The 12,660-nt window shown below is 72.1% G+C and carries 10 protein-coding genes; 9 read left to right on the top strand and 1 reads right to left on the bottom strand.

Annotation, left to right across the window (positions count from 1 at the left end):
* Positions 1–22: 22 nt before the first annotated feature.
* Both ACGF2Y_RS12795 and ACGF2Y_RS12790 read left to right on the top strand, forming a co-directional pair.
* A complete protein-coding gene (locus ACGF2Y_RS12795) occupies positions 23–478 on the top strand; it encodes a hypothetical protein (protein WP_392946181.1) in 456 nt (151 codons plus the stop codon).
* A 77-nt stretch (positions 479–555) separates the two neighbouring features.
* Positions 556–1,512, top strand: a complete 957-nt coding sequence (locus ACGF2Y_RS12790; RefSeq protein ID WP_392945796.1) for a spermidine synthase — start codon at positions 556–558, stop codon at positions 1,510–1,512.
* A gap of 68 nt (positions 1,513–1,580) precedes the next feature.
* Here the strand turns inward: ACGF2Y_RS12790 and ACGF2Y_RS12785 are convergent, their stop codons facing one another.
* Positions 1,581–2,129, bottom strand: coding sequence for a hypothetical protein (locus tag ACGF2Y_RS12785; RefSeq protein ID WP_392945794.1), 549 nt, complete (start codon positions 2,127–2,129; stop codon positions 1,581–1,583).
* Between the two features lie 132 nt (positions 2,130–2,261).
* Here ACGF2Y_RS12785 and ACGF2Y_RS12780 point away from each other — a divergent pair, with 132 nt between their 5' ends.
* The 7 genes from ACGF2Y_RS12780 (at position 2,262) to ACGF2Y_RS12750 (ending at position 11,364) form a co-directional block, all read left to right on the top strand.
* The gene (locus ACGF2Y_RS12780) at positions 2,262–3,005 is read left to right on the top strand and encodes a response regulator transcription factor (RefSeq protein WP_392945792.1); all 744 of its coding nucleotides are present in this window, start codon (positions 2,262–2,264) and stop codon (positions 3,003–3,005) included.
* Positions 3,002–4,417, top strand: coding sequence for an ATP-binding protein (locus ACGF2Y_RS12775; RefSeq protein WP_392945790.1), 1,416 nt, complete (start codon positions 3,002–3,004; stop codon positions 4,415–4,417). Before ACGF2Y_RS12780 ends, ACGF2Y_RS12775 begins: the two co-directional genes overlap by 4 nt.
* A 768-nt stretch (positions 4,418–5,185) precedes the next feature.
* Complete coding sequence (locus ACGF2Y_RS12770; RefSeq protein WP_392945788.1) at positions 5,186–6,508, top strand: extracellular solute-binding protein; 1,323 nt, start codon at positions 5,186–5,188, stop codon at positions 6,506–6,508.
* 164 nt (positions 6,509–6,672) lie between these two features.
* On the top strand, positions 6,673–7,671 hold the full coding sequence (locus ACGF2Y_RS12765) for a carbohydrate ABC transporter permease (protein ID WP_392945786.1): 999 nt from the start codon (positions 6,673–6,675) through the stop codon (positions 7,669–7,671).
* A 14-nt stretch (positions 7,672–7,685) separates the two neighbouring features.
* Positions 7,686–8,606 (top strand): carbohydrate ABC transporter permease, encoded by a 921-nt coding sequence (locus tag ACGF2Y_RS12760; RefSeq protein ID WP_392945784.1) that lies wholly within the window; start codon positions 7,686–7,688, stop codon positions 8,604–8,606.
* Between the two features lie 83 nt (positions 8,607–8,689).
* Positions 8,690–10,159, top strand: coding sequence for a GH1 family beta-glucosidase (locus ACGF2Y_RS12755; protein WP_392945782.1), 1,470 nt, complete (start codon positions 8,690–8,692; stop codon positions 10,157–10,159).
* A gap of 167 nt (positions 10,160–10,326) precedes the next feature.
* Positions 10,327–11,364 (top strand): LacI family DNA-binding transcriptional regulator, encoded by a 1,038-nt coding sequence (locus ACGF2Y_RS12750; protein WP_392945780.1) that lies wholly within the window; start codon positions 10,327–10,329, stop codon positions 11,362–11,364.
* Positions 11,365–12,660: the final 1,296 nt, after the last annotated feature.

Genomic DNA, 12,660 nt, shown 5'->3' with positions numbered 1-12,660 from the left:
CCCGGCGAGCCCGACGCACCTGATGAATCTGACGACCTCGATGACCCCCGCGACCCCCGCGATCCCCGTGTCACCTGTGGTACCTGCGGCATCTGCGACCCCGTCGGCTTCCGCGGCCTCGGTGCCGGACCAGTCCTGCGACCTCGTCACGGTCCCGGCGCGGCAGGGCCTGGAAGCCGTCGACATCCTCCGCCGGGGGCGGGACCGGGAGGCCGTCGGCCCGGTCCTGCACGACGGCGCCTGCGACACCCTCGGCTTCCTCGTGCCGCCGGGTACCGCCGACGCCTGGGACGTACCCGGCAGCGCCTGTACGCGGACCGACGGCCGCGGGCTGCGCATCCCCGCCGAGCCGCCCGCCTCCGGCTCCGGCTGGCTGCTCCCGCCCGCCGCCGACGCCCCGGTCACCGATCCGGCCGCGCTCCGCGCCGCCCTCGACCAGGCCGCCCGGCTGATCGAGGCGGCCGACAACTGCTGCTGAGCCCATAATGGCCGGACGGGCGGAACGCCTCCGCCGCGGCCGGCTACCCGGGCCCCCACCAGCAAGGACCAGCGAACGTGGCACGTCGAGGAGCGCCGGCCCGGGGCAAGGACAAGGCCGCGGGGAAGGGCAAGGCCGCGGGCGCGAAGGCGAAGGGGCGCGAGGAACGCCAGGCCGGCGGCCGGGGCTCCGGCCGGGCCGAGCGGGAGCCGGTCTCCCAGCCGGTCGGCGGCGGGCTCGCCGAGCTCGTACCCGACCGGGATCGCCCGCACGGCTGGACGCTCCTGATCGACGGCGCCCCGCAGTCCCACGTGGACCTCGACGACCCCACGCACCTCTCGTTCGCCTACCAGCGCCGCCTCGGCCACGCCATCGACCTCGCCGCACCCCCGCTCCAGCCGCTGCACGTCCTGCACCTGGGCGGCGGCGCGTTCACCCTCGCCCGGTACACCGCCGCGACCCGCCCCCGCTCCACCCAGCAGGTCGTCGAACTCGACGCGCCCCTCGTGCGGTTCGTCCGCGACCGCCTCCCGCTGGACCCCCAGGCCCGGGTCCGGGTCCGGGCGGCCGACGCCCGCGATGGGCTCGGCAAGTTCCCGGACGGGTGGGCGGACCTGGTCATCGCGGACGTGTTCGGCGGGGCCCGCACGCCCGCGCACCTCACCTCGGCCGAGTTCCTCACCGAGGTCCGCCGGGTCCTGAAGCCCGAAGGGCGGTACGCGGCCAACCTCGCCGACGGCCCCCCGCTCGCCCATCTGCGCGGTCAGGTGGCCACCGCCGCCGCCGTCTTCCCCGAACTGGCGCTGGCCGCCGACCCGGTGGTGTGGCGGGGCCGCCGCTTCGGCAACGCGGTCCTGCTCGCCTCGGCCCTGCCGCTCCCGGTCGCGGAGTTCACCCGGCGGGTGGCGAGCGACCCGCATCCCGGCCGCGTCGAACACGGCCGTGCGCTCACCGACTTCACCGGCGGCGCGGCCGTCGTCACCGACGCGGCGGCCAAGCCGTCCCCCGCACCCCCGCCCTCGGTCTTCGAGTAGCCCCGGAGCGTCAGAGGCCCTGGGAAGCGTCAAGTCCCTGGAAGCGTCAAGCCCCTCCGGGACAGCCCTTAGTGGGGCTCGACGATCTGCACCAGCGGCGGATGCCCGTTCCAGGTGCAGAACACGGAGTACGTCGCGCCGCCCGCGTCACTGAAATTGACCCGGATCCAGGCGTCGTTCGTCCACACCCGCATCGACCAGCCCGGCTCCGGAGTCGCCGAGACGAGCTTCGCCCAGTCGGCGCCGAGCTCGAACACGACCCGGCCGCCGTCGGTGCGGTAGCTCTTCACCTCGCCCGAAGTCGAGGGCGCGGGCGGCTTCGCCGGGGGCGCCGAGGGCGTACGGGAGGGGCGCGGGGCCGGCGGAGAGCGGCTCGCGCCGTCGGTGCGCGGCGAAGGGGCGGGCGAGGGGGACGCCCGGTGCGTCGAGGAGACGAGGGGCGCCTCGGTACTCTGCCCGATGCGCTGAGGAGGCCCCGCGCCCACCGAGATCGGCACGGCCCGGGGCGGGTCGTACGCCGTCCCCGTCATGACCGTGTGCACACCCCACCACGTGAGCGTGACCGCCGCGCCGGTGGCGAGCGACCACGCCAGTGCGTGTGCGAGTCCTCGTTGCATCCGGCACATCCTGCACCACGCGGCCGCTTCCGGCTCTCCTTCGGGGCTCCGCGATCGCCCTTCTCCGGCCTTTGCGGAGGTTTCCGACGGGGCCGGGGACCGGGCGCGCCGGCATGGCGTACGGTGCCGCCCATGGCAAGTGTGCTCGTGGTCGAGGACGACCAGTTCGTACGTTCCGCCCTCATCCGGCACCTCAGTGAGGCCTCCCATACGGTACGGAGCGTGGGCACCGCGCTCGAAGCGCTGCGCGAGGTCGCGCACTTCCGCTTCGACGTGGTCATCCTCGATCTCGGGCTGCCCGACCTGGACGGCGCCGAGGCGCTGAAGATGCTGCGGTCCATCACCGACGTGCCCGTGATCATCGCCACCGCCCGGGACGACGAGAGCGAGATCGTCCGGCTGCTCAACGACGGCGCCGACGACTACCTGACGAAGCCGTTCTCCGTCGAGCACCTCTCCGCCCGGATGGCCGCCGTGCTGCGCCGTTCGCGCGCCGGTGGCGCGGCGGCGCCGCCCGGGGTCATCCGCGTCGGCGGGCTCTCCATCGACCCGCTGCGCCGCAGCGCCGAGCTGGACGGCGTCGAACTCGACCTGACCCGGCGCGAATTCGACCTGCTCACCTTCCTGGCCGGGCGGCCCGGCGTGGTCGTCGCCCGCAAGGAGCTGCTGGCCGAGGTCTGGCAGCAGTCCTACGGCGACGACCAGACCATCGACGTCCATCTGTCCTGGCTGCGCCGCAAGCTCGGCGAGACCGCCGCCCGCCCGCGCTACCTGCACACCCTGCGCGGCGTCGGCGTGAAGCTCCAGCCGCCGGCCGACGCCCCGCCGGCCGACGCCCCGGCGGCCGATACGCCGGTCACCGAGCCGCCCGCATGAGATGGGCCCTGGTCAAGGTCTGTCTGGCGGTCACCGCCATGGTCGTCATCGCCTTCGCCGTACCGCTCGGACTCGTCATCCGGGAGATGGCCGGCGACCGGGCGTTCTCCGACGCCGAACGCCAGGCCGCGATGATCGCCCCGGCCCTCTCCATCACCACCGACCGCGAGGAGCTGACCCGGGCCGTCCTGTCCACCGAACCGGGCGGCCGGGGACGCCTCGCCGTCCACGTCCCCGCCGAGGACGGCCCCCTGGACATCGGCACCCGGCGCGCCGCCGCCAAGGACGTGGAAAGCGTGCGCAGGGCGGGGCGGGCCTCCATCACCGAGGTCACCGGCGGCTTCGCGCTCCTCCAGCCGACCGCGCTGAGCACCGGGGACATCGCCGTCGTCGAGGTGTTCGTCCCCGAGGCCGAAGTCTCCAACGGGGTCGCCACCGCCTGGCTGATACTGGCGGGCGTCGGCGTCGCGCTGATCGTCGGCTCGGTGGCGGTCGCCGACCGGCTCGGCGTACGGATGGTGCAGCCCGCGCAGCGCCTCGCGGGCGCCGCCCAGGACCTGGGGGAGGGGCGCCTCGGCACCCGGGTACCCGAGGAGGGTCCCACCGAACTGCGGTCCGCTGCCGTCGCGTTCAACTCCATGGCCGACCAGGTCGTCCAGCTCCTGGCCAACGAGCGCGAGCTGGCCGCCGACCTCTCGCACCGGCTGCGCACCCCGCTCACCGTGCTCCGGCTGAACGCCGCATCGCTCGGCGAGGGACCGGCGGCCGAGCAGACCCGGGCGGCGGTCCAGCAGCTGGAGCACGAGGTCGACACGATCATCCGCACCGCCCGCGAACAGCGCCCGGGGCCCCAGGGGACGCAGACGGACGCGGGCTGTGACGCCTCCGAGGTGATCCGCGAACGCATGGGCTTCTGGTCGGCGCTCGCGGAGGACGAGGGCCGCGAGGTACGCCTCGCGGGAGTCGACCGTACGGTGCGCATCCCGCTGGCCCGGCCCGAACTGGCCGCCGCCCTCGATGCGTTGCTCGGCAACGTCTTCCGTCACACCCCCGAGGGCACCGCCTTCTCCGTCGACGTCCACCACAGCGGCGACGCGGTCATCGTGCTCGTCTCCGACGCCGGCCCGGGGATCCCCGACCCGAAGGCGGCCCTCGCCCGGGGCGCCAGTGGGCGCGACCGGGCCGGCGGATCCGTCGGCTCCACCGGCCTCGGCCTGGACATCGTGCGCCGGGTCGCCGAATCCACCGGCGGCGACCTGCGCATCGGCCGGTCCGTCCTCGGCGGCACGGAGGTCCGGATCTGGATCGGCCTGCACGGCAGCCGCCCCGAGCGAGGCCGGCGCGGACACGGCCGCCGGGTCGGCGGGCAGCGCCGGGGGCGGAACCGTGCCGCCACCGGGTCCCAGCGTTAACCCGTGCTCATGCGTGCCTTAAGCGCGCCCTAAGAACGACAACTCCCGCCCGTAACACCCTCTTTGCCCGTTCCGCTGCCGCTAGCGTGCCCTCGCAACCCCCGGACGGATCCGCAACCCCCGTACAGGTCCGCAGGACCGGATCCGCAGGACGCAGAGGCAGGCAGGACGCAGAGGCAGGCAGGGCGCGTTGATGGGCTCCCGTACGCACCGCCGCACGACGGCGGCCCGCACCAAGGCGATCGGTGCGGTCGCGGCCGCCACCACCCCGGCCACCCGGACCCCCACCCAGCCCCCCACCCAGCCCCCCACCCAGCCCCCCACGCCGACCCCCACCGCCACCGGCCGCCCCGGTGGCGGTGGGGAAACCGGCTCACGGTTCGCCCCTGCGTCGACACCTCGCTCCATCCCGCCTGCGACTCCTGATAGGTGCATAGCAGCAGCGGCACGATAGGTACATAAAGAAGAAATCGGCAGAGGCGGGGTGCTCCGGCGCCCCACCCGGCCCGGCCCACCCCCGTTCACCTTCCGACGGGAGGGCGGCCCAAGGGCCCCTCCGTGATCCGCCGGACATCCCTCGGCAACGGATTCGTCTTCAACTCTTGACACCCACCCCCTTCAGGCAGGAGCCTTCCGGCAACGGCGGATGGGAGCGCTCCCACTCTGGGGGAAGGTCTCGCGCGCTTCCTCTTCCCGCAGCAGACCCGACGCCCTCCGCCCTGCCTCGCGGAACCGCGCCGGTACCAACCCGGAACAAGGAGCAGTGGAATGCGCATCACCCGCAGCGTTGCCGGTCGACGCCACAGAACCACCCTCGTGGCCACCACGGGCCTCACGGTCACCGCCCTCCTCCTCACCGGATGCGGCGGCTCGTCCGACTCGGACAAGGGGGCCGACGCGGACGGCAACATCACCCTGACCGTCGCCGACTTCGGGCAGTTCGGGTACAAGGAAGCCGGGCTCTTCGAGAAGTACCACGAGCTGAACCCGAAGATCACGGTCAAGGAGGACACCACCGCCGAGGAGAAGAACTACTACCCCAAGCTCCTCCAGCAGCTGAACTCCGGCAGCGGCCTCGCCGACGTCCAGGGCATCGAGGTCGGCCGGATCAAGGAGATCGTCGACACCAAGGCGGACTCCTTCGCCGACCTCTCCAAGGCGATCGGCGTGGACGAGTGGGTGTCGTGGAAGGCGAAGCAGGCCACCGCCCCCAGCGGCGCGGTCATCGGCGCGGGCACCGACATCGGCCCCATGTCCCTCTGCTACAACCGTGAGCTGTTCGAGAAGGCCGGACTGCCCACCGACCGCACCGAGGTCGCGAAGCTGACCGGGGGCGGCTGGGAGGACTACCTCGCGCTCGGCGAGCAGTACAAGAAGAAGGCCCCCGAGGGCACCTACTTCATGGACTCGGCGAGCGCCATGTTCAACGCCGTGGTCAGCTCCAGCGCCGAGCAGTACTACGACGCGAGCGGCAAGCCGATCCACGAGGAGAGCGCCAGCGTCGAGAAGGGCTGGAAGCTCGCCGCCGAGGCCGCGTCCAAGAAGCTGACGCAGGGCCTGGCCCAGTTCGAGGACCAGTGGCAGTCGGCCCTGCGCAAGAGCACCGTCGCCACCGTCGTCTGCCCCGCCTGGATGGCCGGCCAGATCTCCACGTACGCCGGTGACGCCAACAAGGGCAAGTGGGACATCACCAGCGCCCCCGGCGACACCTCCGCCAACTGGGGCGGCTCCTTCCTCGCCGTCCCCAAGTCCGGGAAGAACGTCGCCGAGGCCACCAAGCTCGTCGCGTGGCTGACCGCCCCCGAACAGCAGGCCGCCGTCTTCAAGGCGATCGGCGTCTTCCCGTCCAACCAGGGCGCCTACGAACTGCCGGACGTGAAGAACGCGACCCTGCCGTACTTCAACGACGCCCCCATCGGCCAGATCTACGCCGACGGTGCGAAGTCCATCCCCGAGGCGGTCCTCGGCCCGAAGGACAGCGTGATCAAGGACTCCATCTCCACCCAGATCAACAACATGGAGCAGCGCGGCACCAGCCCCGACGACGCCTGGGACGCGGCCATGCGGACGGTCGACAAGGCCATCGGCTGACCTGACGCCTGCCACCTGACGCCGAGCGGGTGATGCCCGGCGTCCGGCCGGCCCGAGCCGATCGAAGTGCCGGGGCGGGCGGCACCCGCCCGCCCCGGCCGCCCGCCCACTCCTCCAGCAGCCCCGGCCGTCCGTCGGCGCACCCAGGGAAGGACTCCCCGCCCGTGGCAACCTCGACTCCCACCCGGGATGCGTACGCGCCCCCGCCCCGTGAACCGAAGAAAGCACCGCCGAGCGAGCGGCGGCAGTTGTGGCGCAGCCGGCTGTGGCGGTTCGACGACAGGGCGTCCCCGTACGCGTACATCGCACCGTTCTTCCTCGTCTTCGGGGCCTTCGGGCTCTTCCCGCTCCTCTGCACCGGCTGGATCGCCCTGCACCGGGTGGAGATGACCGGCCTGGACTCGATGGAGTGGGTGGGCTGGGAGAACTTCGACAGGATCCTGCACGACCCGGAGTTCTGGACCTCGGTCAGCAACACCTTCCTGATCGGCGTCATCTCCACCGTCCCGCAGCTCCTGGTGGCCCTCGGCCTCGCCCACCTCCTCAACTACCGCCTGCGCGCCAGTACGTTCTGGCGCACGGTCATCCTCACCCCGTACGCGACGTCGGTCGCCTCGGCCGCCCTCGTCTTCGCCCTGGTGTTCCGGGCCGACGGCGGACTGCTGAACTGGGCGCTCGGCCTCGTCGGCTTCGACGACACCAACTGGGCCAACGGCCACTGGACTTCGAAGATCGCCATCTCCGTCATCGTCATCTGGCGCTGGACCGGCTACAACGCGCTGATCTACCTGGCGGCGATGCAGGCCGTCCCCAACGACCTCTACGAAGCTGCCTCGTTGGACGGCGCGTCGCGCTGGCAGCAGTTCCGCAAGGTCACCATCCCCTCGCTGCGGCCGACGATCCTGTTCACCATCGTCATCTCCACCATCGGCTCCATGCAGCTGTTCGGCGAGCCGCTGCTGCTGGAGGGCGGCGCGCTGGGCGCCACCGGCGGCAACGAGAACCAGTACGAGACGCTCAGCATCTACCTCTACAACTACGGCTGGAACCTCGGACATCTCGGTCCGGCCGCCGCCGTCGCCTGGGCGATGCTCGCCCTCCTGCTGATCATCGCCGCGGCCAACTGGATGTTCGGCCGATTCGTCCGCAAGTCCGCGGTCTGACCGGGAGCGCTTCCATGACCATGACCAGCCCCACGCACACCGCCCCCGTGAAGCCCGCGCCGGCTCCGAAGAACAGCGCCCCGCGGGGCCCGAGCCGCTTCCGGATGGGCGCCGGCCAGCAGATGAAGGGCGGCCCCTTCGCGTACATCGCGCTCGCCGTCGTCGGCTTCGGCTCGCTGCTGCCGCTCTACTGGACCCTGGTCGCGGCCTCCCGCACCCAGGACGAAGTCCTCTCCGCCACCCCGCCGTTCCTCCCGGGCGGTCAGCTCATCGAGAACGTCCGGACGGCCTGGGAACAGGCCAGTCTCGGCAAGGCGATCCTCAACAGCGTCATCGTCTCGTCCTCGATCACCCTCGCGACGCTGTTCTTCTGCACGCTCGCCGGATACGCGTTCGCCAAGATGCGCTTCCGGGGCCGCGGCTGGCTGATGACCGCGGTCATCGCCACCCTCACCATCCCGCCGCAGCTCAGCGTCGTCCCGCTGTTCATGATGATGTCCGGCCTCGGCTGGGGCGGGCAGCTCGAATCGGTCATCTTCCCGACGCTGGTGAGCGCGTTCGGCGTGTTCTTCATGCGCCAGTACCTGATCGAGGCGCTGCCGTACGAGCTGATCGAGGCGGCCAAGATCGACGGCGCGAACAACCTCCGCATCGTGCTGAGCGTGGTGCTGCCGGTGGCCCGCCCCGCGATGATGGTGCTCGGGATGCTCACCTTCGTCCAGGCGTGGAACGACTTCTTCTGGCCCTACCTCGCCCTCAACCAGCAGAACCCGACCCTTCAGGTGGCCCTCGGCCAGCTCAGCGCCTCGTACACCCCCGACCAGTCCATCGTGATGGCGGGCGCGCTGATCAGCACGCTGCCGCTGCTGGTGGTGTTCGTGATCTTCGGCAAGAAGATCGTCGGCGGGATCATGTCCGGCGCGGTCAAGGGCTGACCCTCCCTGACCGGCCCCTCCTGCTTCCCCCTCTGCTTTCCCTCCTTCCTCACACTCCTCACTTCCCCAGGGAGCGCTCCCGCATGACAGCCGTCCGACCTGACACGGTCCCGCACCAGGCCCCTGCCACCACGGCCCCCTTCCCGGCCGGCTTCCTCTGGGGCGCGGCCACCGCCGCCTACCAGGTGGAGGGCGCGGCCGGCGAGATGGGCCGCACCCCCTCCATCTGGGACACCTTCAGCCACACACCCGGCCGGGTCCTCGGCGGGGACACCGGGGACGTGGCCGCCGACCACTTCCACCGCTACCGCGACGACGTCGCCCTGATGAAGCGCCTCGGGCTCCAGGCGTACCGCTTCTCGGTCTCCTGGTCCCGCGTCCAGCCCACCGGCCGGGGCCCCGCCGTGGAACGCGGCCTGGACTTCTACCGGTCGCTCGTCGACGAGCTGCTGGCGGCCGGCATCACGCCCGTCGCGACGCTCTACCACTGGGACCTGCCGCAGGAGCTGGAGGACGCGGGCGGCTGGCCCGAGCGCGCGACGGCCGAACGGTTCGCCGACTACGCGGCCATCGTGGCCCGCGCGCTCGGCGACCGGGTCAAGATGTGGACCACGCTGAACGAGCCCTGGTGCTCGGCCTTCCTCGGCTACGGCTCCGGGGTCCACGCCCCCGGCCGTACCGAGCCGGCCGCCGCGCTGCGGGCCGCCCACCACCTCAACCTCGCCCACGGCCGGGCGGCCGAGGCGCTGCGCGCGAACCTCCCCGCTGCCGCGCAGACCTCGGTCACCCTCAACCTCCACCAGGTGCGCCCGCTGACCGGCAGCGAGGCGGACGCGGACGCGGCGCGCCGGATCGACGCGGTGGGCAACCGGGTCTTCACCGGCCCGATGCTGCACGGCGCGTACCCGGAAGACCTGCTGGCCGACACCGAACGCATCGTGAACTGGTCCGAGTTGATCCACGAGGGCGACCTGGCCGCGATCGCGCACCCGATCGACGTGCTCGGCATCAACTACTACACGCCCACCATCGTCAGCGCGCCGCCCACCGGAGCGGGCGACACCCGCAACGACGGCCACGGCAGCAGCGAGCACTCCCCGTGGCCCGGCTCGGAGCATGTCGCCTTCCACCTCGCCGAGGGCCGGCCGGTCACCGCGATGAACTGGTCGGTCGAGCCGGAGGGCCTGTACGACCTCCTCATGGACGTCTCGCGCGAGCACCCGGACCTGCCGCTGATGGTCACCGAGAACGGCGCCGCCTTCGACGACGCCCCGGACGCGGACGGCCGGGTCCACGACCCCGAGCGGATCGCCTATCTGCACGGCCACCTGGAGGCGGTGCGCCGGGCGGCGGCCGACGGGGCGGATGTGCGGGGCTACTTCCTCTGGTCCCTGATGGACAACTTCGAGTGGGGCTACGGCTACGCGAAGCGCTTCGGCGCGGTGTACGTCGACTACGCGACCCAGCGCCGTACACCGAAGTCCAGCGCCCACTGGTACGGCGACGTGATCGCCCGCCACGCACTGCCCCCGGCGGCCGGCCCGGACGCCTGACCTCGTGAGAGCTGTGGGCCCGGTCGTCCCCGACCGGGCCCACAGCTTTCCCGGCCGCCCTTGGGAGCGCTCCCAATACACTGTCCGTACGCTCGCCGGGGTGATCGGTCCTGGACTTGGATTGACTGTACGGCTGTGAGAAATTGACCGGGAACGGGGAGGCAGCCATGGTGGCAGCGCGAGTACGGAGCGGCGGGCGGCCCACGCTCGAAGAGGTGGCGGCACGGGCCGGTGTCGGCCGGGGCACCGCCTCGCGGGTCATCAACGGCTCGCCCCGGGTCAGCGACGCGACCCGGCAGGCGGTCGAGGCGGCCGTGGCCGAGCTGGGATACGTCCCCAACCGCGCCGCCCGCGCCCTGGCGGGCAACCGCACCGACGCCATCGCCCTGGTGGTGCCCGAGCCGGAGACCCGCTTCTTCGCCGAACCGTACTTCTCCGCGATAGTGCGCGGCGTCGGCGCGGCCCTGGCGGACACCGAGATGCAGCTGCTCCTCACCCTCGTCGGCAACGACCGCGAGCGCCGCCGCCTCGCCCAGTACCTCACCGCCCACCGCGTCGACGGGGTCCTCCTGGTCGCGGTGCATGCCGACGACCCGCTGCCGGAGCTCCTGGAACAGCTGGGCATGCCCTGCGTGATCAGCGGCGCCCGGCACGCGGCCGAGACGCTGCCCTCGGTCGACTCCGACAACTTCGACGGCGCGCGGGCCGCCGTCGAGCACCTCGTCTCCCGGGGGCGCCGCCAGGTCGCCACGATCACCGGCCGCCTGGAGGTCTACGGCGCCCAGCGCCGCCTCGACGGCTACCGCGCGGCCCTCTCCGCCGCCGGCCTGGCCCCCGACGAGCGGCTGATCGCCCCCGCCGACTTCACCGAGGAGGGCGGCGCGAGGGCCATGCGCGACCTCCTGGCTCGTTGCCCCGGTCTCGACGCGGTCTTCGCCGCCTCCGACGTGATGGCCGCCGGCGCCCGCCAGGTCCTGCGTGAGGCGGACCGCCGCATCCCCGAGGACGTGGCCCTGATCGGCTTCGACGACTCGGTGGTCGCCCGCCACATGCACCCGGCCCTCACCAGCGTCCGCCAGCCCATCGAGGAGATGGGCCGCCGCATGACCCAGCTCCTCCTGGACGAGATCGCGGGCCGGGCCCCGGGCGGCGAGCGCCCATCGGTGGTGCTGCCCACGGAGCTGGTGGTCCGCGACTCCTCGTGATGGTCGCGGCGGTGGCGGGCCTGCGGATTTCCCACGCTCTTCACGCCCCTCAGCTCGTCACGCCGCCCTGCGGCGGAGCAGCAGACCCCGGGGGAGCCGTAGGCCCTACGCGGGAGGCGTAGGCCCCACGAGGGAGCAGGCCGACCCCACGGCGGCGCAGAAGGCCCGGTGGGGGAGCGGAACGCATCGCGGCAAGCAGAAGGGCCCCGGTCCGAAGACCGGGGCCCTTCCTTCAGGGTGAGTAACGGGACTTGAACCTGTTTCGTATTCCGATCGTTACCTGCGGCTTTGCTGGGAAAGCGGACGAATGGGTGAAGATGTATGACGTGAAGTGCCGCGGTGTGCGACTCGGTTTGGCCATGGCCAAACGCCCTCACCGCGTAGAAGCCAGGTGGCGGTGGAGACGAGTGACGAATCTCCTGGCCGCGTCTCTCCTGGAGAGCGACTGATGCGGACAGCGAAACGGCCCCGGAGCGCTTCCGGGGCCGTTTGCAAAGGGCGGAGGGCTGAGTCAAGACGCGCGCCTCGTCGTGGAGCGGGGAATCGGTCGAAGGGTTCGGAGAGGGTTCGGGCCGATGGTGGCGTAAGGCGCCGCCAGGTTTGCCGTGGATGGTTCTTGGTGGAAGAGATCCACGATGCGTCGCAGGTCCCCGTCGGTGAAGCGGACGCGTCCCCCGCGTTTGCTGTGCGGCATCTTCTTGATGTGGCGGCGCAACCATGACTCATCAACTTTGAGGATGGCGGCGGCCTCCGCGTATCCGTGGAGTGAGATCGGTGGGTGCACTTCTTGAGTCAAGGCGGTTCTCCTTCTTGCGACCGCCGCAGCTTGTCCGGAGTGGCGCGCTTTGGAGAAGCCGGACTTGGCTGATAGGTGCCGTCAGGCTTGGCGGCTCGTGGGGATTCGCCGAGCTGCCCTGCGCTACTGCTCCCCGCGGGCCGCGTGGCTGCAGGCGGCGCAGCCCGACTCCGCTCGCACCTTGATCAAGTTGCGGATGTAGGACAGCCGCCGTGCGCCGACGTGCCCGCACGTGTTGCAGCGCCACGGTGCCCCGCTGCCGGGGTAGGGCTCCAGCGGCTCATACCCGGCCGCCCTCATGGCGGCACTGTGCTTGACCTCGGCGGCCTCACGGCGGCGGCGCCCTGCTTCGGCCCGGCCGCATGTCGGACAGCCGGGCGTCGTCGGGACCTGTCCCGACCCGTCGGGACCTGTCCCCGAGTGGTGGACACCTCTGAGCCCGGCCCCGGCAGGGGCCGGGGAGGAGGGATCTCTTATGGTGATGAAGGTCTACTCGCCCG

Source organism: Streptomyces sp. NPDC048142 (genome assembly GCF_043202835.1).
Lineage (GTDB): Bacteria > Actinomycetota > Actinomycetes > Streptomycetales > Streptomycetaceae > Streptomyces.
Note: the sequence above shows the minus strand (reverse complement) of the source record. Positions and strands in the feature narration are given on the sequence as shown.